The sequence below is a fragment of the Buchananella sp. 103232 genome (assembly GCF_058725725.1).
The window spans coordinates 1-22248 of record NZ_JBZXJM010000015.1 but is presented as its reverse complement, the minus strand read 5'-3'; the positions used below and the strand labels follow the sequence as shown (position 1 = coordinate 22248).

The following is a 22248-nucleotide window of genomic DNA, read 5'->3' as shown; positions in this document are numbered from 1 at the left end:
ATAGCAGCGACTAGCACGCATGACTACCAGCGCACTACAAACGCTCGTCCGGGTTCGGGTCACTGCGCGGATCAGCCAACAGAGCACGCCTGGCGGGAGAGTCGATGGCAACGATTAGAACCTGGAAACTCATCGCATAATGGATGGACACCCCACTACCGAGGTTCCACTGAACCCTTTCCATACCCGAACTTGTTACTTCACGAAGAGGGTTCCCATACAGTTGCGTCAATGCATCGACCAGCGCGTTGCTTAGCTCCAGTACTGTCTTACCGCGACTTTGCGCATCCTCCGGGGAAACGCGAGTGGTCAGCTGGAACAAAAGCGACCAAACGCCACCATCTCGCACGGAAAAGTAAGCATCGAGCTTTGAACCATCACCTAGCCCAGTGTAATAGAAGTATGGCTTTTCAGAATCTTCCACCCAACCCAAATCCGCGCAGATGGCCCGCCCCTGTTCCGGCGTGAGCGGCCAGGGCGCGTCCGCCCACGCCCTAACCGTAGCCACACACCGCTCTAACGACATTGCCTCAAACTCACCCATCAGCACTCACCTCCATACAACCGTCGCCCACGGCACTTGGCGCGCTACAAACGCTCGTCCCGGTTCGGATCACTGCGCGGATCATCCAGTAATGCCGTCCTGGCGGGAGAGTCGATGAAGACCATTAATACCGTCGTGTTTGCCGCATAGCCGATTACCACACCGTTAGACAATCTCCAGTCAACCGTTTTCTTTCCCGATTCCGTCAATCCGCACTGCGGGTTCCCGTACAACATCGTCAACTCTTCAGTCAATGCGTTGGTCAACTCCAGAACGGTTTGACCGTGGCTTTGGACATCCTCCGGGGAAACGCGAGTGGTCAGCTGGAACAGAACCGACCAAACACCACCGTCCCGGACGGTAACGGACGCGTCCCGCTTCCAACTATCACCCAGTCCGGTGAAATAGAACTTCTCCTTTTCTGGATCCATCATCCAGCCAAGTTCCGAGCAGATGGCCCGCCCCTGTTCGGGCGTAAGCGGCCAGGGAGCTTCCGCCCACGCCCAAACCGTAGCCACACACCGCTCTAACGACATTGCCTCAAACTCACCCATCAGCACTCACCTCCACACAACAGCAACTAACGCACTCGCCGCGCGGACATCGATCAAATGTAGACGCGGCGCAGCAAGTCTTGGGGTGGCAGCTGGTCGCGCTCAATGTAGTCCCTAAACACCTTCGCGGCCTGCTCACCCGTGAAGCCCTCCTCCGGGTGCAGACGCACCACGAACGGCTCCTCACCCCCGTTATCCCAAGAGATCGTGGTCCACGCCTCCGGATCCCGCACAGGCTCCCGCGCCACCACGTAATGCTCGAACGACTTATTCGGGTGCGTCACCCGCACCTCAACTGTCAAAGCCTCGGTAGAACCACCGCACTGCATGTAATTACCCCGATGATACGAATTCTTACGCACATCATCCGGCTCCACACCATCCGGCCCAGCCCACGCTATCATAGAGAAAATACGCTTGCCATCCATGAAACGAGGCGATGCCAGCAGGCGCTCGAATGAATCTGCAAACCTCTTCGGGGTATGCTGCGGACTATAAGTCCTGATCACACCATCTTCGCCGACGGTCACATTCTCAAATCGCTTCAATGACCCACCCAATCTCGACTACCCGACTAAGACATAGCAGCGACTAGCACACCTTGACGCACGCAGGACTACCAGCGCACTATAAACGCTCGTCCGGGTTCGGATCCGCGCTTGGGTCGGCCATGAGAGCGGTCCGGGCGGGAGAGTCCACGGTCACCATTAGAACCCGAGGGTTGTGGGCCAAATCGATTGTCACGCCGTCGGCCAACTCCCATTCGATCAGCTCCGCGCCCCTGGGGGTAACTGTGCGACTCGGCTTGCCATATTCTACAGAAATCTGCTCGATTACCGCACTAGCCAATTCCTTTAAGAACGGCGCATTCTTCTCGACTTCATCCACTGCGAGCCGTGTGGTCAAGTAGAAAGTAACCGACCACACCTTGCCATCCCTGGCAACAACGCTGATATCGCGATCCTTTCCATCGTTGAAGCCACTGTAGTAGAACCTCGAGCTCTCAGGATCAGGCAGCCACCCGAGCCTGGAGCAAATGGCGTCACCATCTTCGGGCATAAGTGGCCACGCAGCGTCTGCCCACGCCCTAATCGCAGCCACACTACGCTCTACCGACATCGCCTCAAACTCGCCCATTGGCACTCACCTCCACACAACAGCAACTAACGCACTCGCCGCGCGGACATCGATCAAATGTCGACGCGGCGCAGCAACTCGTCGGGTGGCAGCTGATCGTGCTCGATGTAGTCCCTAAACACCTTCGCGGCCTGCTCACCCGTGAAGACCTCCTCCGGGTGCAGACGCACCACGAACGGCTCCTCACCCCCGTTATCCCAAGAAATCGTGGTCCACGCCTCCGGATCCCGCACAGGCTCCCGCGCCACCACGTAATGCTCGAACGACTTATTCGGGTGCGTCACCCGCACCTCAACCGTCATCGCCGCAGTAGAACCACCGCACTGCATGTAATTACCCCGATGATACGAATTCTTACGCACATTGTATGGATGCACCTCGTCCGGCCCAGCCCACGCAATCAAGGAGAACACGTACTTGCCATCCAGAAGCCTAGGAGAGGTAAGTGAGCGCTCAAAATCGTCAGCAAAGGTCTTTGGCGTATCCTGAGGACTGTATGACCTGCTAGTCCCATCCTCGCCAATATAGACTGTCTCAAATCGTTTCATAGTCTTTCCACTTGTTCAAGGTGTACGCGAACTATCTCTATAGTACGTCCGTCATTCAATGTCACCCGGGCGGGATTATCGGGAGTGACCAGGCTGTCGAACCGCTCTTGCTGTGGCGTTTTCCGCGCAGTGCCACTCTTTACTTCCAGGCCAATCCAAGTCCCGTCATCAAGCTGCACAATTCGGTCGTAGTAGCGGCCGTTGGGAGACCCATCTACACGCGCCAGCTTCCGATCCGCGACTTCCTCAACTACTTCCCTCCCCTTTTTTGCCATTTTATCTATGAACTGCTTCGCACCGATCGCTTCGGTCTCCGCATAAGCACGGGCACCCCCGTTCTTTGAAACGAAATGACCAAGAATGTCCCTACCGTCCCCACGATCCATTCCCGGCTTTAGTTCGGACGGTTTCACCTTCCGTCCGAGATTCTTGTTCCATTGCCGCACCTGCCCGGCAGCGTTGTTCAGCGAATTGGAGGTGCCCTTCAGAGTGTTCTTCCCGGCAGCATAGACCTTGCTCGCGCCCGTGTTTACCGCTTTGACGGCCCCACGCCCAAAGGTCAAAAACGCGCCCTTCAGCCCACCAGCAGCCTTTAGCGCCCCACCAAAACCCTTCAGGGCCTTCAGAGACGAGACAGCACCGCGCAATCCCCCCAGGCCGATGCAGCCCAGGCCGGCAAAGACCACGGACCATAGGGCTTCGCCCCAAGTCTTTTCGCCGCCCAAGGCTAGGCCGATGTTGGCTAGTGCAGCCACGATCCCCGCGATTCCGGCGATGACCGCTAGTGCCTGCCCCAGCACGGGCACCCAGCACAACACCAGGGCCAAGATGCCGGCGATGGCGGCGACCCATTCAGCGATGGCGGCGATCCAGCCCAGGATCTTGGCGCCCCAGTTCTCCCACCAGCCGTCATTAAGCCCATCGGTGGCGGTAACACCCTGGATCGCATCAATTGCCGTCTGTGCGGCCCGATCCCGGTCCGCCACAGCGGCCTGGACCACCCGGACCTGATTATCGATCCTGTCCTGTGCGGCCGCCGCCTCCTGTCCAGCACTATTAGCTAGCCGCGTGTAACGCACCTGCTGGTCATGCCCATAGCCGCTGTCGTCGTCGGCGCCCGCGTAGTCGTCGGCCAGGTCCTGGTAGTAGCGCTGGTTGTCGCGGGCCTCATCGCGCTCCCACTCGGCCTGCCTGGCCGCATACAAAGCATTCAGCGTGTCGGTCTGTACCCGGTCCAACGCCGCCGAATACGTCTCCAACGCCTCCCCGGCCGCGCGGTAACGCCCCTCTGCTCTGCCGATCCCGTCTAGCAGGGTGTCGCGCTGCTCTAGTAGCGCCGTGACACTCTCGGCCCGCGAACTCGCCCCCGCCTCCAGCCCCCGCAGATTGTCGGCGCAACGCTTGATCGCATCAGCCACACCTCGATAACGGGTAGCGCCATCACGCACCACCACCGGGTCCCCTGGGGTGGGGTCACTGCCCAACCCCAGGGCGCTCCAATCGGAGGGACGATAACTCACCACAAACCCCCAACGGAATCAGTCACTGCCTGCTGCGCACTGGCTAGTTTATGGTCCCCCTCGCCTTTTCGCGGGGACTCCAACACAAGACAGTGAATTACCCTCACGGGCACGCGGCTCAGGCCGCCCGCACGTGGAACGTCTCAAAACCCAGCGCGCCGATGGCCTCCACCAGCCCGCCCCACTCGCGCTGCCACACCTGCGCGTCCCAGGCCGCAGCCCCGGCCTCAAACTGCGCCGCCGTCCCCTGCACGCGTGCCTCCTGTAGCGCGAAGGTGGGCGCGCCCGCGCAGCGGGCGCGCCGGGCCACCTCCAGGACATCCTCAGCCGCCACGGACCCCGGGTAGATTGTGGTGCGCACCTCCAGCCCCACGCCCGCGTCCAGCGCCAACTCCAGGCACTGCCAGGGCGCCGTGCCACGCGCCCCCCGGCCCGCCACCGCACCGTAATGCTCCGGTAGCGCCTTCAAATCCAGGCCCACCCAGTCCAGCAGCGGCAGCGCCGCCGCCAACCGGTGCGGATAAGCACCCGCCGTGTGCAGCCCGGTACCAAAGCCCAGCTCACGCACCCGCGCCAGCGCCGGGATAAGCGCGCCCTGGCGCGTGGCCTCCCCGCCGGAAAACACCACCCCGTCTAGCAGGCCGCGCCTGCGGCCCAGCAGCTCCTCCACCTCCGCCCAGGCCACTTGCCCCGGCACCTGCGGGTCGATGATCGCCACGTTCTGGCAGTACGTGCAGCTCCACGGGCAGCCCTGCAGGTACAGCGTGGCGCACAGGTGATCGGGCCAGTCCGTGGAGTTAAGCGGCACCACCCCCGCGATCTGCAAGTCCTCCGCCCTCGGCGTCGTCCTCCCCCCACTCGCCTGCGGCGTCGGCCTCCCCCCGGTCAGACGCGGCGCACCACCGCCCGCCCCGTCCGGTACCGGGCGGTGCCTGCTCGCACCGGCGGGCGCGGCAGCGTCGGCCACCCCCACCAAACTCGAGGCGGCCGCAATGCGCGTGTCCGCCGGTGCGACGTCGGCCCCCATACCGCCAGCGCCCTACCGCGCCGCCCGCACGATCGGCCCGTGGCTCGCAGCCGCCGCCTCGGTAAACATCACGCGGTCGTTGTACTCGCCCTTCTTACCCGTGTTGAAACTCTTCACCGGGCGGAAGTAGCCCATCACGCGCGTCCACACCTCACACTCCACCGGCTCACGATCCGGGTGGGCGGCGGCGCAACGCTCACACGTGAAGTGCTCACCCACCAGGTAGCCGTGCGTCGGGCAGATAGAGAAGGTGGGAGTGATCGTGATGTACGGCAGCCGGAAGTTCTCCAGCGCCCGCCGCACCAGCGACTTACAAGCAGTGATCGAAGAAACCCGCTCGTTCATGTACAGGTGAAGCACCGTGCCGCCCGTGTACTTCGACTGCAACTCCTCCTGCCGCTCCAACGCCTCAAACGGGTCATCCGTGAAGCCCACCGGCAGCTGCGAGGAGTTCGTGTAGTACGGCTGCTCGTCCGTACCAGCCTGGATTATGTCCGCAAACCGCTTGCGGTCCTCCCGCGCGAAACGGTACGTGGTGCCCTCCGCCGGGGTCGCCTCCAGGTTGTACAAGTGCCCGGTGGCCTCCTGAGCCTGAATCATCCGGTCCCGCAGGTGATCCAACACCCGCACCACCAAAGCGTGCCCGCGCGGGTCCGTGATGTCGTAGGCGTCGCGCGTAAAGTTGCGCACCATCTCATTCATGCCGTTCACGCCCAACGTGGAGAAGTGGTTGTCCAGCGTCCCCAGGTAGCGCTTGGTGAACGGGAACAGGCCCGAGTCGATGTGGTACTGAATCACCTCACGCTTGCGCTCCAACGTACCCACCGCCAGGTCGATCAGCTCATCCAGGCGCGCCAGCAGCCCCGCCTCATCCCCCGGGAACAGGTAGCCCAGGCGCGCGCAGTTCACCGTCACCACGCCCACCGAGCCGGTCTGCTCCGCCGAGCCGAACAGGCCGTTTCCGCGCTTAAGCAGCTCGCGCAGGTCCAGCTGGAGGCGACAACACATCGAGCGGATCATGCCCGGGTCCAGCTCAGAGTTGATGAAGTTCTGGAAGTAGGGCAGGCCGTACTTCGCGGTCATCGCGAACAGGCGCGTGGACTCCTCGCTGTCCCAGTCGAAGTCCTTGGTCATGTTGTAGGTGGGGATCGGGAAGGTGAACACGCGGCCCTCCGCGTCTCCGGCCGTCATCACCTCCATGTAGGCGCGGTTGATCATCGCCATTTCCTCCGCCAGGTCGCCGTACGTGAAGTCGCACAGCTCCCCGCCCACCAGCGGCACCTCGTCACGCAGGTCCGCGGGGCAGGTCAAGTCGAAGGTGAGGTTGGTAAACGGAGTCTGGGTTCCCCACCGGGAGGGGACGTTCAGGTTGTAGATCAGCTCCTGCATGCACTGGTAGACCTCCGGGTAGGTCATGTTGTCCAGCCGCACGAACGGCGCCATGTAGGTGTCGAAGCTGGAGAACGCCTGCGCACCCGCCCACTCGTTTTGCAGCGTGCCCAGGAAGTTGACGATCTGCCCAACGGCGCTGGAGAAGTGCTTGGCAGGGCCCGCCGCGATGGCACCCGGGACGCCGTTGAAGCCCTCCTGCAGCAGCGCCTTCAGGGACCAGCCGGCGCAGTAGCCGGCGAACATGTCCAGGTCGTGGATGTGGATGTCGCCGTTGCGGTGGGCCTCGCCAGCGGCCGGTTCGTAGACGCGCGAGAGCCAGTAGTTGGCGATCATCTTGCCCTGCGTGTTGAGCATGAGCCCACCCAGCGAGTAGCCCTGGTTGGCGTTGGCGTTCACCCGCCAGTCCGCGCGGGCCAGGTACTCCTCCACCGTGGAGATCGCGTCCACTTCTACGCGGTCTGCCGCACCCTGCGCCGGTGCGTGGAGTTCTTGGCGGCCGACGTCGCCCACCCGCCGCTGCGTTGGCCGCGCCTGCCCCTGTCCGGTCTTGCCGGGGGCGGGGGCGCGCGTGCCGGGGGCGGTGTCTGCACTGTTCGCAGGCGTTGCCGCCGCAGCGGAGTTGGTGTTGGCGGCGTCTGGGCGCGTGGTGGTTTCCATGGCGATTCTCCCGGTCCTCTTTAATGCAGTCTATTGGGCGAGCGGAATCGAAACTACCCCCACACCACAACATCTTGTGGGTGCGACACGCCCATTCCCCAAGATGTTGTGGGGTTGGGCGTGGGCGAACCGGGACCCAAGGCCCTGGCGCACAGCGGACCGATAGGCGAGTACTTGCAGGGGTGCAGCCCGGAGCGGGGCTGGCGCCGCCGGGGAGGGGCTGGCGCCGCCTGCCGGCCAGGTATCCGCTCGGGCGGGGCGGCGGGGCGGGGCCGCAGGGACGGGGCGGCGGGGCGGAACGTCGTCCAATTACTTCAAATTCGGACGGCCTAGACCTTGTGCACTCGACCTAGACCTCAGAGCCCTACGCAAGGTCGAGGTCGACTGCACAAGGTCTAGGTCGAGCGGTTTAGCGCGGGCAGAGCGTCACGCGCCCAGGCGGGCAGAGCGTCACGCGCCCAGGCGGGCAGAGCGTCACGCGCCCAGGCGGCGCGCGGCCAGCAGCGTGGAGGCGACTGCTGCGCAGGAGACGGCGGCGTACAGAGACAGCACCATCACGGCTGCGGCCACGTCCCCGCCGCCCAGGCTGGCAGTAGAAAGGTCACCGCGCAGGAAGTCGGCGGAGTTCTTCGCCCAGAACCCCCGCGTTACCCACAGGGAAAGCGCCGCCACGGGCACGCTGCCGGCCGCCGTCAGCCACAGGCGCCGCTCTAGCCGACGCAGCTGCGGGCCCGGCTCTGCCACCCCACCAGGTTCGGCCCGCAAGGCCGCCAGGCGCCGCAGACGCAACCCGCGCACCAGGGCAAGACTGACCAGGAGGGCGAACGCGGAGACGCTGACGGCACCCAGCACGTCAGCGGCCCGATGCCACCCCATCGCCATCATCGCCCCGCCGTTCAGCAGGGGCAGGGCCAGGGCCACCGGCACCACGTGGCGACGCCACGCGCGCGGAGCGGAGACCAGCGCCACCAGGCAGATGACCGCAGTGGCGGTGCCGTGCCCGGAGGGGAAGGAGTTGGGCAGCACCCAGCCCACACCCAGGTCCGGGCGGGTCAGCAGGTAGCGCTTGGCCAGCTGCGTGAGGACCATCGCCCCGGCGGCACCTGCCACGCAGCCCAGCGCCAGCCAGGGACGCCGGCGCAGCATCCCGAGCACGGCGGCCACGGCCATCGCCAAGATGAGTGCCTCCAGTGCGGACTCGTTCAAAATCCGCCCGATAGTGGTCAGGAAGGGGATGGAGGCAGCGTCGTGCATCACGAGGGCGTCTAGCGCTTGTCCCCAAGCGGTGCGCACAAAGAAGTAGTAAAGGCCGCCCGTCACGGCCAGCCAGGCGGCGGCCAAAAGGAGCAGCGGTGCGTCGGGCTTGAAGGAGACCACCGGTGCCGTGTGCGTCTTGCCGCCACGCTCCGCACCGCCCCCCGGCGGGTTAGTGCTCGCCCGGTCGGCACGCCCGTGGTGGCCGACGCTGCCGCGCCCGCCCAACTGATCGGTGCCGGCCGGTGCGCTCTGCGCCGCGCTCGTTCCACCTGCTGGCCGCTGCGGCCGGCGGGCCGCCGGGCGGGGAACCGGGCGGCTGTCACCTAGCGACCGCCCACTCGGGGAGGGCGGATTGGACGGCGGCTGCACTCCTCCACCCTACGTGGAAGGCCGCAAAGTCTCGCGCCCAAGCTGCTGCGGCGCCAAATGTTGGCCGCAGCGGGCACACTTGTGGGGTGCCTGCAGCCAACCAAGTGCCCGCCTTCCCCGGCGGGTTTGGCGTGCCCACCGGGGAAGATGGGCCCAGGGTGCTTGATTCCGGCGGGGCTGTAGCCAGTGCCCCCGGGGACAACCAGGCGGCGGGAGCGCTCCATCGGCAGCTGCTGGGCTTTCTGGGGTGGGCCGGGGACAGGGATTCTCGACTGGTGCACCTGCACTCCAGCCCGGCTCGCAGCGCGCGGCACTCGGCCTGGCCCGCGTGGGCCAACCCGCGGGTGGTGGCGGGTTACCGGGCGCTGGGGGTAGCCGAGCCCTGGGAGCACCAGGTGCGGGCGGCCGATTCCTTGCACGCAGGTAGTCACACGGTGATCGCCACGGGCACCGGGTCAGGTAAGTCCCTGGCGGCGTGGCTACCCGTCCTGTCGGCGCTCGCTGACTCCCAGGAGGCGGCGGGTGGGGGAACGTCGATCGCGGCGTGGCGGGCGCGACCCACCGCCCTGTACTTGGCCCCCACCAAGGCCCTGGCTGCGGATCAGGCGGCGGGGCTGCGGCGCGTGATCGACGCCTGCGGCCTGGACGCGCAGGTGGCCACCGCCGACGGTGACGCCGACCGCGCGGAGAAGTTGTGGGCGCGCGGGAACGCGGACGTCGTGTTGACCAATCCGGACTTCCTGCACCACGCGCTGCTGCCGCGCCACTCCACCTGGTCGCGGCTGCTGCGCGGCCTGGAGACGGTGATCGTGGACGAGTGCCACACCTATCGCGGCGTGTTCGGCGCGCACGTTTCCTTGGTCTTGCGGCGCCTGCTGCGGTTGGCGCGCATGTCCGGGGCGCGGCCGCGCGTGCTGTTCGCCTCCGCGACGGCCGCCGATCCTGCTGGCGCTGCGGCCCGCCTAATCGGGGTGGACCCTGCGCAGGTGGTGGCGGTGACGGACGACGCTTCTCCTCGCGGCCCCCAAATGTTGGCGCTCTGGCAGCCGGCCTATGCGAAGGTTCCGGCAGCCGGGGCGCCTGGCGGGCGCGCCGGGGGCGAGACCGGTGGAAAGCCCGCAGGGGTGGGCGACGCTCCGGGGAAGGCGCCGGCGACAGCGGGGATCGATCCTGCCGAGCGTCCCCGCATCTCGGCCTCCGCCGAGGCGGCCTGGCTGGCGGCGCGATTCACCGCATTGGGGGCGCAGAGCCTGGTGTTTGCGCGCTCGCGCGCCGGGGTGGAGGGGATCGCGGAGCACGTGCGCGACCAGCTGAGCCGGGGCGGGGCACAGCAATTCGCCGCGGGCGTGGCGGCCTACCGGGGCGGCTACCTGCCGGAAGAAAGACGGGAGCTGGAGGCAGCGCTCAGGGGCCGTGACCTGCGGCTGCTGGTGACCACGAGTGCGCTGGAGCTGGGGATAGACGTCTCCGGGCTGGACGCGGTGATAATTGCCGGATGGCCCGGTTCCCGGGCGTCTCTGCAGCAGCAGGCGGGTCGGGCCGGGCGCGCCGGCGCGCCCGGCCTGGCCGTTTTCGTGGCCTCAGCCAACCCGCTGGACCAGTACCTGTTGCACCACCCTGAGTTCGTGCTCGGGGCCCCCGAGGCGACCGCGTTCGACCCGGGCAATCCGCACGTTTTGCGTCCGCACCTGTGCGCTGCGGCTGCGGAGGCGCCGCTGACCGCAGCCGACCTGGAGGTCTTTGGCCTACCCGGGTGGGGGCTGGTGCGGGAGCTAGCCGCGCAGGGCTTGCTGCGGGAGCGACCCTCCGGCTGGTGCTGGAACGTGGCGCTGGCCCGGCCCGCGCACGAGCTGACCACTCTGCGCGGTGAGATGGATCAGTTGCACGTGGTGGACGCGGACACCGGCGCGGTGATCGCGCTGATCGAGGGCGGGGCGCGCGCGGATTCCACCGTTCACCCCGGCGCGCTCTACGTCCACCAGGGCCGCCTCTACGGCGTGCTGGAGCTGCGCGATGACACGGTGGTGGTCAAGGCCAGGCGTGAGCCGGGCTACCGCACCCGCGCATCGTCCACCTCCACCGTCCTACCGCTCGAGGTGCAGGAGCCGGCCCAGCGGGCCGGGCTTGTTTCCGCCCCCGGCCTTGGCGGCCAGACCGCCATCTCCCCCGCCGCCGGGGAGCATCCCCCGCACTTCGTCGACGCGGTCGCGTCGGCTACGCAGTGCGAGTGGTCGCTAGGCATGGTGGAGGTGACCGGCCAGGTCACCGGCTACGACCGGCTCAGCACCGCAGAGGGCATGGTGTTGTCCCACCACGCCCTGGACATGCCGGTGCGCACCCTGTTCACCCAGGCGGTGTGGTGGACCATGCCCCAGCCCGTCTGGGAGGCAGCGGGCCTCACCTGGGAGGAGCTGCCCGGGGCGTTGCACGCCGCAGAGCACGCCCAGATCGCCATGCTGCCGCTGCTAGCCAACTGCGACCGGTGGGACCTGGGCGGACTGTCCGCCCGCCTGCACCCGACCACGCAGTGCGCCACGGTCTTTGTGCACGACGCCCTAGACGGCGGCGCCGGCTTTTCTCGCCACGGCTACCTGCACCGACACAGGTGGGTGCAGACAACCTTGGAGCTGATCGAGAACTGTCCGTGCCAGGCGGGCTGCCCTCTGTGCATCCAGTCCCCCAAGTGCGGCAACGGCAACGAACCGCTCTCAAAGGCAGGAGCCGTGCGGGTGCTGCGCGCCCTGCTGAAGGCCAGCTAGGCACCCGTTTGGCCGCATCACGGTCTTTCCCCGGCCCGAACCAGGATTTGCGGAGCCAGCCCGAGGCACACAGGCTTCAGTTGTGCCGCTCGCGCAGGTACTGAATGGCGCCCCTCTCGATCAGGGCAGCCTCACCGGAATCGCGCTGAGTCAGCTTTTCGGCCCACGGCCGTCCGGGGTGGAGCGTGTCCCATTGCGGGGCTTTGCCCCGATGGCGCCCCTTGCCAGGGTCGTGGTTGCCAAACCCATCCACCACGGCGTTCCACACCGGGCGCGTACTGCGGATAAGCGTGGACTCTCCCAGGGGGATCCAGATGTCTTCCACCACGATCCACCGCACGTAGAAATCCTCGATGTTCAGATTCCGGGCGGCTTCAATGCTCTTGGCGTGCTCGCGCAAGCGGCCCCACAGTGCCGCACTGTTCGGGTCCTGCCCTAGCTCCAGCCCTTGCCGGCCGCCCTTTGGCACTGCCTTACCAACGTAGATCGGCAAATCCCACTTCCCCTCTACGTTCTGCCTCGCAACGATCTCGTACGCGGGGAAATCTCCCGTGTAGTAGATCGCGTACACTCCAGCGCCCTGGAAGCGCGCAATCCCCTGTAGCGGAACTGGGGCACTCTGCATGAGTCGGCGAACAACCGACTCCGCCAGGGAGTCCATCGCCAGGGGATTGAAGGGTTCGTACGTCATGACACCGCCCGCAAATGGCGCTCTGTGGGGCCTGTCTTCTTCGCGCGTTCTCTAGTCTCTGCCAGCTCCAAGTGCTCGCGCACCGACAGCGCCACGGTCTCAGCCAGCTTCACCGGTACCGCGTTTCCTAGTTGCCGCATTGCCTCGCTCCAGGGTCCGTGCAACGCGTACGTATCCGGGAAGGTCTGCAGCCGAGCCGCCTCACGCACAGTGAAGTAGCGAACCGAACCATCCGGCCGCCGCAGCATGTTCTCGCCACCGGGCACACCGTGCACTCCCGCCTTCAACGCCTTCGCAGGTGCGTCGATGTAGGACCCTGTGTGGCCTGGGTACGCGCGAGCTCCCGGTTGAATGATGTGGTTGAGCGCGCCCTTTCGTCCTGGCCTGGGCAGATCGGATATGGCGTCTCGCACCGTCCGCCAGGGCATCATCTCCAGGTCCGCATCCGTGTACCGAGCGCGGACAATTTTCCGCGACTTCTCCGCCACCTGGTGCATTTCCCAGTAGTCGCCGCTCTCCTGGACCCGCCGCAGTGCACCGGCCGAATGGGTCGGCTGCGGGAAGGACCACTCTGCGTCAATATCCGCCCGGAACCCCACTAGGAACACGCGCCAACGCTGCTGCGGCACACCATAATCTGCCGCATTGACCAGAGTGGGCAGGAGGTTGTACTGGAGATCGGAGCTGACGCTCGTGTGTTCTGCCTGCAACCTCGCGTAATGGTCGCCCCAACTCTCGTTCGGGTGCGCCACCAGTTCGGGGTGGGTCAGGCGCAGTTGAACATAGGAGAAGTAGTCGGCGAAGGCCGGACGCATCAGGCCCCGCACGTTCTCCACAATGAAAGCCCTGGGGCGCAGCCGCCGTATAACTTCGGCTGTGGCCGGGAACATGTCACGCTCGTCGTCCGCTGCCCGGCCCCGGCCGCCCGCGCTGAAGGGCTGGCAGGGCGGCCCACCAGAGACCAGGTCCACGCCCTCTGCAAGGCCGGACCAGTCGATGTCCCGCACATCCCCCTCGATCACCTGGGCGCCCGCCACCAGCGGGTGACCATTGCTCTGGTTCTCCCGAATGGTGTCGCATGCCCAGCGATTCCACTCCGCAACCACCTCTGTGCTGAAACCCGCCAGGTGGGTGCCGAGCGCCAAACCGCCCCCACCTGCAAATAACTCGACGCTTCGCACCTTCCCACCCTAACTACTATCGGCTTGCGCCCGCGAGCCGCCGCCACGGGCCACCACTACCGCCCACGGCCCCCGAGCCGCCCACGGCCGCCGCTGCCACACCGGACGGCAGCGGCCAGCCGCAGGCGGCGTTCGGCCTGGAGCCATTAGAGCGCAGCCCACCAACATTTCTTAGGGCACGGCCGGGCCGGCCCTGGCCTGCTCGCTCACCGCCCCCAGCACCAGCCCGCCGGGCGGCGGCACCGGCACGGTGACCACCACGGCAACGTCGTCCCCCAATATCTGGCAGGAGGTCAGGGCGGCGCCGTTGCGGGCCGCCACCTGGACCGCCAGGGTGCAGGGCGCGCCATTTCCACTGCTCAGGGCGGTGGCGGCGGCCAGCGCAGCCATGTCAGCCGCGCCGGCCGCCTGGGCTCTAGCGGCACCCGCCGCAGCGAACGCGGTCAGGGCCAGCCACGCCGCCAACAGCAACGCCACCACCCCCACTAGAGCGGGCGTAGCGCCGCCTCCCTCAGCGCCCAGACCTGCGAGCTGAGCTCCAGGACAAACCAACGGGCGGGATGGGGAGCGGGGGCTGACACGCTCACCAGCACCCACTCCCCCTGGACCGACACGGACACGCTGACCTGAGGGGCGATGCGCCGAGCCGCCTGCGTTACCTCTTGGCTGCTCACGTCCAGCGAGGCTAAGCGCGCCGCCGTTCTGGTCGCCTCGGCCACCCTGAGCTTGGCCGCCGCCAGGGTGAACGAGGACAGAACCAGGACCACCACGGCCGCCAGCGCCAGGAACCCCAGCGCGAACTCGACAGTCACCGAGCCGCGCTCCGGCTTCGCCCTGCCTGGCCATCTCACCGCGTTATCCGATGCTCAGCGCCGAACGCAGGATGCCCAGCAGGGCATCGCGCAGCTCGCCGGACCGGGCCAACGCCAGCAGCAGGCCGCCAAAGGCCGCAGCCGCGAGCGTCACGACGGCGTACTCAGCGGTCGCCATCCCGTCCTCCGCCTCCAGCCGCTTGCGCCACTTCTCGATGTGCTTCATCGCCAACTCCTTTCGGTTCGTGCGCGGGTGTTCGCGCAAAAACCAAAATCCCAGGCGGGACGGCGCAGAAACAGGGCGGGTGCGCAGGGTGCCGATTCTCGGTTATCCCCAGCCCGAAGCGCCCTCTGGATAACCGGCTCTTCGCAGCTGAAGGTGGGGGCTGTGGTGGGTGGTGCGTGGTGGTGCGGTGCCCCCGAGCGCACAAGCGTGCGGTCGGAGTACATGCGACCGACCGGTGCCATGGCACCAAGCGGTCACATGTACCCCGTTGCAACATTTGCGAGGCAGGGGTGTGCCAGTCGCTTTCGCGCGCGCCCCTGGCCCCGGGGAGCGGAGGCGGGGACTGCGGTCGGTGCGCCACCCCATTGGCGGGATAGCGCACCGACCGCAGTGTGCCGAAGACGCCTCAGGCGTCGCTCTTCAGCGCTTCCTTCCACTTCAGCGGCTTACCGGTACGCAGCAAACCGTTGTCGTAGATCTTGGCCGCGACCAAGATGATCAGCGCGGTCGTGACTGCCAGCAGGACCACCGAGATGACCGGCTCCCACATGGCCGTCTGGCCCAGGAACAGACGCATCGGCACTGACACCGGCGCCGAGAAGGGCACGTAACTCATGATCGCGAGCGCGAGCGGGTTGTCGGAAAGGAAGACCACCAAGAAGTAGGGGATCATGACCATCCACATGATTGGCTGTTGCACGTTCGCGAGGTCTTCCGCGCGTGAGACGAGCGCAGCCGCCGCCGCATAGAGGGCGGCCACCATCACGAATCCGATCAGGAACAGGACCACAAACCAAGCCAGTGGCACCGTCAGATCGGCCACCGGAACCGCGCTGCCATTGATGGCGGTGCCACCGAGGACGACGGCGACGATGAGCAGGATCTGCACCATCGCCGCAGCGGAGTTGCCAACGATCTTGCCGGTAAGCAGTGCCCGGGACGACACCGAGGCCAGCAGGATTTCGACGATGCGTGTCTGTTTCTCTTCCACGACCGAGTTGCCGATGCTCATCCCGAACGTGATGCCGGACATCATCCACAGTGCGCCGAAGCCGATCGCAATGAAGTAGGCGATCATCGGGTTGGGGGCGTTCGGGTCAAGGATCTCCACCTCCGGTCTCTCCGATAGTTCGCTGACCAGACCATCCGGTGCATTGCGGAAGCCGAGCACTTTGAAACCGGTGGGGGAGGCAGCGTCGGCGACGATGGCGGCGTCAACGACCTCGCTCTGCACGGCCTCGCGGGCGGCGGCCTCGTCGGCTACCTCCTGGAACACGACACCTGGAAGCTCTTGGTGCTTGGCTGCCACCTCCGCCGTAGCGGCGACGGTGGTGTCGCCACCGCTTAGTAGCTCGCTCAGTCGGGGGAGTCCGACGATGGCAAAGAGCAACAACACAAGCGAGACGACGGTTGAGATGATGAACGACTTCGACAGGAATCGCTGCACGATCTCGCGCTTTGCGACGATGCCGACCGTGGTCCAGAACGTTGGGCTCGGAGTGAGCGTAGGGGTCTGCATGGGGGCATACGTAGGGGTCTGCATGGTGGTCACTGGGCCAGCTCCTTGTATATCTCGTGGAGGTTACGGCGCACGCGCCCAAACTGTTCGACGTGCCCGCGTCCTGCCGCGTCGACGAGTACGCGCTGCGCGGCAGCCTCGTCGGCCTGAAACTTCACGTAGCCGCCGTCGAACTCGAGCACCTTGACGCCCCTGTCTCGCACCCAGCCGGTGTCGCCCGCAATCTGGAGCTCCCACTCGTTGCGGACGTCAGCGGCAAGGATGTCGGCGCGGGTGCCGGCGGCGCGGATCCGCCCGTGGGCGATGATGACGAGCTCGTCGCAGAGGCGCTCGACGACGTCGAGCTGGTGGGACGAGAACAGCACGGGTGCACCGGTGGCGGCGACGTCGCGCAACACCTCGAGGGTGGCGTCCACGGCCGCCGGGTCTAGCCCGGAGAACGGCTCGTCGAGGATGAGCGCTACGGGATCGTGTACAAGCGCGGCAGCGATCTGCGCGCGCTGCTGGTTGCCGAGCGACAAGGACTCGAGCGTGTCGGTCGGTTTGCCGTTGAGGTTAAGCCGCTCGAGCAGCTCCAGGCCGCGACGCTTTGCGGCGGCGGCAGATTGGCCGTGCAACTGGCCGAGGTAGACGAGCTGGTCGATGATCTTCATCTTCGGGTAGAGGCCACGCTCTTCGGGCATGTAGCCGATGCTGGAGCGGAACCCTGGCGAGATCGGCTTGCCGTCTACAAGCACCTCCCCTTGCTGGGCCGCAAGGACACCCAGAATGATGCGCATGGTGGTGGTCTTGCCCGCGCCGTTGCCGCCGACGAAGCCGGTCATCAGGCCGGGTTTGATGTCGAAGGTGACGTTGTCAAGGACGTGCTTGTCACCGAAGTAGCGGTGGACATTTCGTACGCTGATCATGTCTTCACGCTATTTCCTGCCGGCACCGGCGCGCGTCCCGCATGAGAGGGATTTCTTGGCCTCCCCCGGTCGGGGGAGGCCGTTCTCACCGCGTGACCAGGCCTTGCTCGTGGGCCCATATCGCGGCGGCGATACGGTCACGCAGACCGAGTTTCATGAGGATGTTGGACACGTGCGTCTTGACCGTCTCGGGGCTGACGAACATTTCTTGCGCGATCTCCGCGTTGGTGAGCCCGCGCGCCACGAGCAGGAGCGTGTCGTGCTCGCGCGCGGTGAGCCGGTCATCGGTCCTGTCCGGCGCCAGCGGGGTAGGTGTCGCCGCGAACCGCGCGATGACCCTGCGGGTGACCTCCGGGGAGAGCAGCCCGTCACCGCGCCCCAGCGCTCGCACTGCCTCGACGAGCTGCTCTGCTTCCGCAGTCTTCAGGATGAATCCCGCTGCGCCGGCCTGCAGCGTCTCGAACAGGAAGTCGTCACGGTCGAACGTCGTAAGGATCAGCACCGCCGCCCGCGACCCCGCCTGCTGTAGGCGCTTCGTCGCCTCGATTCCGTCAAGAACGGGCATCCGGACGTCCATGCAGACGACGTCGGGGGCGAGCTCGAGCGCTAGGCGAACGCCCTCTTCGCCGTCGGCCGCCTGACCGACCACCTCTATGTCCGGCTCAGTGCCGAGGATGGTGGCAAAGCCGGCGCGGATTAGCGCCTGGTCGTCGACCAGCAGTACCCGGATCACGGGCGCACCACCGTGGGAAGCTCGACGCGGACCCGGTAGCCGCCGCGGGGTTTGGGGCCCGCCTCCACGGTGCCGCCGACGGCCTGCACCCGCTCGCGCATGCCCTGCAGGCCGGTTCCGCTTCCGGTGGATGCCGCGCTCAGGCCGCGCCCGTCGTCGGAGACCTCGAACTCGACCGCGCCCGGCCGGTTGCGGAGCCTCAGCGAGACCTTGGCACCCTGGCCTGCGTGCTTGGCGGCGTTGGTGAGGTCCTCCTGCGCGACTCGGTACAGCGTGAGCTCCGCTGCGGGCGACAGGTCGTGGGGTTCGTCGACGATCACGTAGTCCACGTTCTGCCCACCGGCCCGGGCCTGTTCGACAAGCACGGGCACGTCAGCGAGCGTGGGGAGGTGGTCGGTGGGCTCGTCGGAGTCACGAAGCGTCAGGACCATGGTGCGCAGGTCCTGGACGGCGAGCCGGGCGCTCGCCTCGACTCCCTTGAGGGCAGCGGCGGCTCCCTCCGGATCTCGGTGCAGGATCCGGCGGGCGGCCGCCGACTGCACGGACATCGCCGTGACGTGGTGCGCTACTACGTCGTGCAGCTCGCGCGCAATCCGCAGACGCTCCTCCTCGACGGCGGACGCCACCAACTCGGTCTGCAGTGCGACGATGCGGGCTTGCGCCGCCACTAGCTCGTTGCGTTCCAGCGCCTGCTCGTACGCGCGATCACCGAAGATCCACGCGCCCGTGAAGAAGGCGACGTTAATGATCGCATTGATGGCGAGGCCCGCCAGGAACACCCGCGCGGAGACTGCCTGGGCGCCGGTGGCGTCGAACACTTTGAACATGGCCAGGAGCAGCGCTAGGGCCATCAGCTTCACGACGATCAACCGCGCCAAGAGGGCGCGCCCGCGTTGAGCGCTCCACGCGCCCATGGAGTAGAACCCAAGGAACAGCGCCACCTGGGTCGCGTAGACGTCCATGCCGGTCAGGAGCGAGGCGACGACGTACGCCACCGCCTGCGTTAGGCCGACTGCCAGTGGGAACGGGCGTCGCCACACCAGGGGAAGAGTCACTGCGGCAGAGCCGATCATTTGCTGCCACAGGGGTGTCTTGTAGACGGTTAGCTCGGCAGCGTGGGAGAGGAAGATCATCACCCACCCGATCAGCATGAGCAGGGCGGCGAATAGAAGGTCCGCGCGCAGCCAACGGGCCGGGAGTTGTCGGGTGCGCATGAATCGATCATAATCGGCCCGCCCGCCCGCGATCGGCTGGTTGCTCTGCGCAGCAACGCCATCCTGCGCGCGAGGGCCGTTCGAATCGGCGAGGGTTGGCGGGACCGATCCAGGTCCTGCTGCGCAGCAAGGATTGCCTGCGAGCGCTGCTCAGGAGGCCAACAGGCCAAGCGCCCCGCCCAGCACCACCGGCACGATCCCCAGCGAGATGAACGCCGGCAGCATGCATACGGACACGGGCGCGATCAGCTTGGTGCCGAGCTCGGCGGCGGCCACTCGTGCCCTGCGCACCTGCCTGGCCCGCAGCAGTGCGGCGGCGTGCGCCAGCATCCCCTCTGGCGCCGCCCCGTCCTCCCAGGCGGCTCGCAGGGCCCGGTTGAGCGGCAGCAGCTGGGGCTCCACGCGTTCCCACGCCAGCTCCCAGGACGCTCCGAGCAGCAGCATCCGCCCGCACTGTTGGAGCTCCCGCGCCATGGTGGCGTCCTGCCCTTCCGACGCCTCCCCCACTACCTCGGTGAGCGCGGCCCCGATTGCCTGCAGCACCGTCGGCACCGCGCTGCCCGCCCGCATGCAGGCCCCGCACACGTCCACCAGCACCGCCGGGTCTACCCTGGCGCCCTGTTCCTCTGCGGCCCTCACGAGCCGGGAGAGCCACACGTTTCCGACCAGCATCGCTGCCAAGCCAACGGCAAGGCAGGCCACCCCGAGCGGGGAGTCCAACAGCACGCCCAGGGGGTCGACGCCCAGCAGCCCTCCCAGCAGGAGTCCGCCCAGGGGCAGGACACGCAGGACACGCGCGGTGGCAAGCGGCGCGGCCAACTGCACGCGCCGCTCCTGCGCCACCTCCCCGGCCCGGGCCACCCCCTGCGCCACCGCCTCCAGCACCGGCGCCAGCGGTGCGCCCAGTTCGGCCGACGCCCCGCACGCCACGCCCATTGAGGACAGCGCCGTTGCCCCACTGGCCTGTTCTGCCCGCCGACGTCCCGCCCACGCCTCCCACCAGGGTGGCGGAAGTCTTGCGCGCCTGATCGCCGTGGCAAGCGCCGCCGGCAGCCGCCCATCCTGGCTCGGCTCCGCCGGGAGCTTGTCCCAGTTTCGTTCCAGTCCGGCGGTCCAGGCGGCCTCCAGTTCCAATCCGCTGCGCACCAGGGCCGCCACTTCCAGGGCGAGCATGCCGACATCCCTGGCGCCGGACTGCTCGGCCAGGGCCGGCCGCCGCGCCTGGCGGCTTCGCCACCACCGCGCCGGGGTGGGGGACGCTCCGCCCCGCGTGTCCCCGGTGCCACCGGCGCCGCTGGCGTCTTCATCCCCACTACCGCCGACGCCACCCTCCCCCGCCCTCCTGCTCTTTCGCCGTTCGCGGCGGGCGCGCTCCAGCTCCTTGCCGGCACGGTCCAGGTGGCGCCAGTGGGCCGGCAGGGCGGGCACCAGCCCCGCCACCGCCGCCACCAGCAGCGCCATCACCAGGATGAGACTTGCGCTCTCGCTCACTGCCTGCCCCCGCTCACTTCGCGCTGCGGGCCAGGGCCGCGCCGTCCGCCGCTCGGCCCAGCGCCGCCAGCACCACCTGCCTCCCGACCAGCTCCACCAGACCGTCCAGCCCCGGGCCCGCGCTCACCAGCAACCCCGCCTCTTCGTCCCCTGCCCGCACCGCGAGCGCGGGCGCGCACTCCACCCCGGCTGCGGCGCGCTGGACCACCGCCACCTCGCTCACGATGCGCCGCCCGCACTCCAGGCGCCTTAACGCCACCACCGCCTGCACTGCGGCGGCGAACTGGACCTCCACGGCCTGCGGGCTGAGCGCCGCGAGGGCGCCAAGCGCGATCAGGCGGGCGGGCACGTCGGCGGCCCTGTTGGCGTGGAGGGTGGCAAATCCGCCGCTGTGGCCTGTGTTCAGGGCGGTGAGCACGTCACGCACCTCCGGGCCACGGCACTCTCCCAGCACCAGGCGGTCTGGGCGCATCCGCATTGCGGCGCGGGTGAGGTCGCTGAGCGTCACCCGCCCGCTGCCCTCCACGTTCGCCTCCCGTTCCTGCAAGTGGACGACGTGCGGGTGGTTGGGCCGCAGCTCGCTGGTCTCCTCCAGGCAGACGATGCGCTGGTTGGGTGGCACCAGGGTCAGTAGCGCGCCCAGCAGCGTGGTCTTGCCGCAGCCGGTGGCACCGCAGATGAAGGTGGTGGCCCGGCGCTCCACCAGCGCCGCCAGCACCCCGGCCACGCCCGGCGTTAGTGCGCCCGCGCTGACCAGGTCCCCCAGCTCCATCCGCCGCTGGCGGTGCACGCGCAGGGAGAGCAGCGGCCCGTCCGTGGAGAGCGGCGGCAGCACGGCGTGGAGGCGGGTGCCGCCCGGCAGGGTGGCGTCCACGATCGGTGCGGCCTGGTCCAGGCGCTTGCCGCACTGGGCCGCCAGGCGCCGCGCCAGGGCGCCCACCTCCTCGACGCTCATGCGCTGCCCCGTCCTTTCCAGGCCGGCGCCGCGATCCACCCACACCTGCCCGCCGGTGACCAGCACGTCGGTGACCGAGTCCTGCTCCAGCCACGGCTGGAGTACCTCCCCGGCGCCGAAGATGCGGGCGCTGGTGGCCTTCGCCACCGCCTTCAAGTGCCCGACGTCCCTGCCCGCGCCCTCCTTCCTCCCCACCGCTTCCAGCAGCGGCACCCCACTGGCCAGGTCCCGGAGCAGGCTCACGCCGCCCTCCTTGCCTGGTGCCGCTCGCGGCGCGCGGGACGGACCGCCCCGCCCGGCAGCCACGAAACGGCGAAATCGGCAGGGACGCTTTGGCTCTCCCCTGTTGGCGTGGCGGGGGCAAGCGACTCCGAGCGAACCGGGAGGAATCGAAACGGCGGACCTGCGCAGCTGGCAGTTGCGGTGTCGGCCGCGCTCACATCCCCGGGGATCCTTGCGCCCACTTCTGCCACCCACTGCGCTAGCGCGCCCGCCACCCGCCTGGCCCCGAGCTGCCCACCCCTGGCGCTCCCCCACCGTGGGCGGCGCACCCGCACCACCTCCAGGCTGCCGTGTTGCGAGCACAACTCCGCCAGCGCCCGGTCCCAGGCGCCGGGACCCGGCCCGCACATGACCAGTGAAGCGGCGCACGAAAAACGTCTATGGGTCCCAAGAGACTCGTTGTCACGGGGCATGCCAGGCGCTGGTGAATATCGGGTCGACAACTGAACGAAGCAAGAAGAGACGCCAAGAT

General features: G+C 67.5%; 21 protein-coding genes. 1 reads left to right on the top strand and 20 read right to left on the bottom strand.

The genetic code is table 11. The features are described 5' to 3' along the window. Nucleotides 1-34: 34 nt before the first annotated feature. The 9 genes from AC4PWQ_RS02555 to AC4PWQ_RS02515 form a co-directional block, all read right to left on the bottom strand. Entirely contained in the window at nt 35-544 is a 510-nt protein-coding gene (locus tag AC4PWQ_RS02555) for a DUF6301 family protein (RefSeq protein WP_492089692.1), read from the bottom strand. 44 nt (nt 545-588) lie between these two features. Beyond that, nucleotides 589-1098, bottom strand: a complete 510-nt coding sequence (locus AC4PWQ_RS02550; protein WP_492089691.1) for a DUF6301 family protein — start codon at nt 1096-1098, stop codon at nt 589-591. 53 nt (nt 1099-1151) lie between these two features. Further along, complete coding sequence (locus AC4PWQ_RS02545) at nt 1152-1646, bottom strand: NTP pyrophosphohydrolase (protein WP_492089690.1); 495 nt, start codon at nt 1644-1646, stop codon at nt 1152-1154. Between the two features lie 79 nt (nt 1647-1725). Then, on the bottom strand, nt 1726-2235 hold the full coding sequence (locus AC4PWQ_RS02540; RefSeq protein ID WP_371164083.1) for a DUF6301 family protein: 510 nt from the start codon (nt 2233-2235) through the stop codon (nt 1726-1728). A 53-nt stretch (nt 2236-2288) separates the two neighbouring features. Further along, nucleotides 2289-2783 carry an NTP pyrophosphohydrolase gene (locus tag AC4PWQ_RS02535; RefSeq protein WP_492089689.1) on the bottom strand — a complete coding sequence of 165 codons (495 nt, stop codon included), beginning with the start codon at nt 2781-2783 and terminating at the stop codon, nt 2289-2291. Beyond that, nucleotides 2780-4303: a hypothetical protein gene (locus AC4PWQ_RS02530; RefSeq protein ID WP_492089688.1), complete on the bottom strand. Its 1524-nt coding sequence runs from the start codon at nt 4301-4303 to the stop codon at nt 2780-2782. Before AC4PWQ_RS02530 ends, AC4PWQ_RS02535 begins: the two co-directional genes overlap by 4 nt. 118 nt (nt 4304-4421) lie before the next feature. Next, nucleotides 4422-5129 carry an anaerobic ribonucleoside-triphosphate reductase activating protein gene (locus AC4PWQ_RS02525; RefSeq protein WP_492089687.1) on the bottom strand — a complete coding sequence of 236 codons (708 nt, stop codon included), beginning with the start codon at nt 5127-5129 and terminating at the stop codon, nt 4422-4424. Between the two features lie 213 nt (nt 5130-5342). After that, nucleotides 5343-7379, bottom strand: coding sequence for a ribonucleoside triphosphate reductase (locus AC4PWQ_RS02520; protein ID WP_371174620.1), 2037 nt, complete (start codon nt 7377-7379; stop codon nt 5343-5345). A gap of 474 nt (nt 7380-7853) precedes the next feature. After that, nucleotides 7854-8756, bottom strand: a complete 903-nt coding sequence (locus AC4PWQ_RS02515; RefSeq protein WP_492089686.1) for a phosphatase PAP2 family protein — start codon at nt 8754-8756, stop codon at nt 7854-7856. A 335-nt stretch (nt 8757-9091) separates the two neighbouring features. On the opposite strand from AC4PWQ_RS02515, the gene AC4PWQ_RS02510 reads away from it, so the two are divergent. Then, complete coding sequence (locus tag AC4PWQ_RS02510; RefSeq protein WP_492089685.1) at nt 9092-11764, top strand: DEAD/DEAH box helicase; 2673 nt, start codon at nt 9092-9094, stop codon at nt 11762-11764. A gap of 76 nt (nt 11765-11840) precedes the next feature. On the opposite strand, the gene AC4PWQ_RS02505 is transcribed toward AC4PWQ_RS02510, so the two are convergent. From AC4PWQ_RS02505 to AC4PWQ_RS02455, 11 genes are all read right to left on the bottom strand, one after another. Then, complete coding sequence (locus AC4PWQ_RS02505) at nt 11841-12455, bottom strand: Eco29kI family restriction endonuclease (protein WP_492089684.1); 615 nt, start codon at nt 12453-12455, stop codon at nt 11841-11843. Beyond that, a complete protein-coding gene (locus tag AC4PWQ_RS02500; protein ID WP_492089683.1) occupies nt 12452-13636 on the bottom strand; it encodes a DNA cytosine methyltransferase in 1185 nt (394 codons plus the stop codon). The genes AC4PWQ_RS02505 and AC4PWQ_RS02500 overlap by 4 nt, the downstream gene beginning before the upstream one ends. Before the next feature lie 171 nt (nt 13637-13807). After that, complete coding sequence (locus tag AC4PWQ_RS02495; RefSeq protein ID WP_371151331.1) at nt 13808-14113, bottom strand: Rv3654c family TadE-like protein; 306 nt, start codon at nt 14111-14113, stop codon at nt 13808-13810. Between the two features lie 8 nt (nt 14114-14121). Beyond that, nucleotides 14122-14448, bottom strand: coding sequence for a TadE family type IV pilus minor pilin (locus AC4PWQ_RS02490; RefSeq protein ID WP_492089682.1), 327 nt, complete (start codon nt 14446-14448; stop codon nt 14122-14124). 43 nt (nt 14449-14491) lie between these two features. After that, nucleotides 14492-14674, bottom strand: coding sequence for a DUF4244 domain-containing protein (locus AC4PWQ_RS02485; protein WP_371151328.1), 183 nt, complete (start codon nt 14672-14674; stop codon nt 14492-14494). A 406-nt stretch (nt 14675-15080) separates the two neighbouring features. After that, on the bottom strand, nt 15081-16217 hold the full coding sequence (locus tag AC4PWQ_RS02480) for an ABC transporter permease (protein WP_371152999.1): 1137 nt from the start codon (nt 16215-16217) through the stop codon (nt 15081-15083). 5 nt (nt 16218-16222) lie between these two features. Then, a complete protein-coding gene (locus AC4PWQ_RS02475) occupies nt 16223-17101 on the bottom strand; it encodes an ABC transporter ATP-binding protein (protein WP_371151326.1) in 879 nt (292 codons plus the stop codon). An 85-nt stretch (nt 17102-17186) separates the two neighbouring features. Then, nucleotides 17187-17834 carry a response regulator gene (locus AC4PWQ_RS02470; RefSeq protein WP_371151324.1) on the bottom strand — a complete coding sequence of 216 codons (648 nt, stop codon included), beginning with the start codon at nt 17832-17834 and terminating at the stop codon, nt 17187-17189. Then, nucleotides 17831-19048: a sensor histidine kinase gene (locus tag AC4PWQ_RS02465; RefSeq protein WP_492089681.1), complete on the bottom strand. Its 1218-nt coding sequence runs from the start codon at nt 19046-19048 to the stop codon at nt 17831-17833. Before AC4PWQ_RS02465 ends, AC4PWQ_RS02470 begins: the two co-directional genes overlap by 4 nt. Before the next feature lie 150 nt (nt 19049-19198). After that, entirely contained in the window at nt 19199-20539 is a 1341-nt protein-coding gene (locus AC4PWQ_RS02460) for a type II secretion system F family protein (protein WP_371151320.1), read from the bottom strand. A gap of 13 nt (nt 20540-20552) precedes the next feature. Further along, nucleotides 20553-21737 carry a TadA family conjugal transfer-associated ATPase gene (locus AC4PWQ_RS02455; protein WP_371164072.1) on the bottom strand — a complete coding sequence of 395 codons (1185 nt, stop codon included), beginning with the start codon at nt 21735-21737 and terminating at the stop codon, nt 20553-20555. Nucleotides 21738-22248 lie beyond the last annotated feature (511 nt).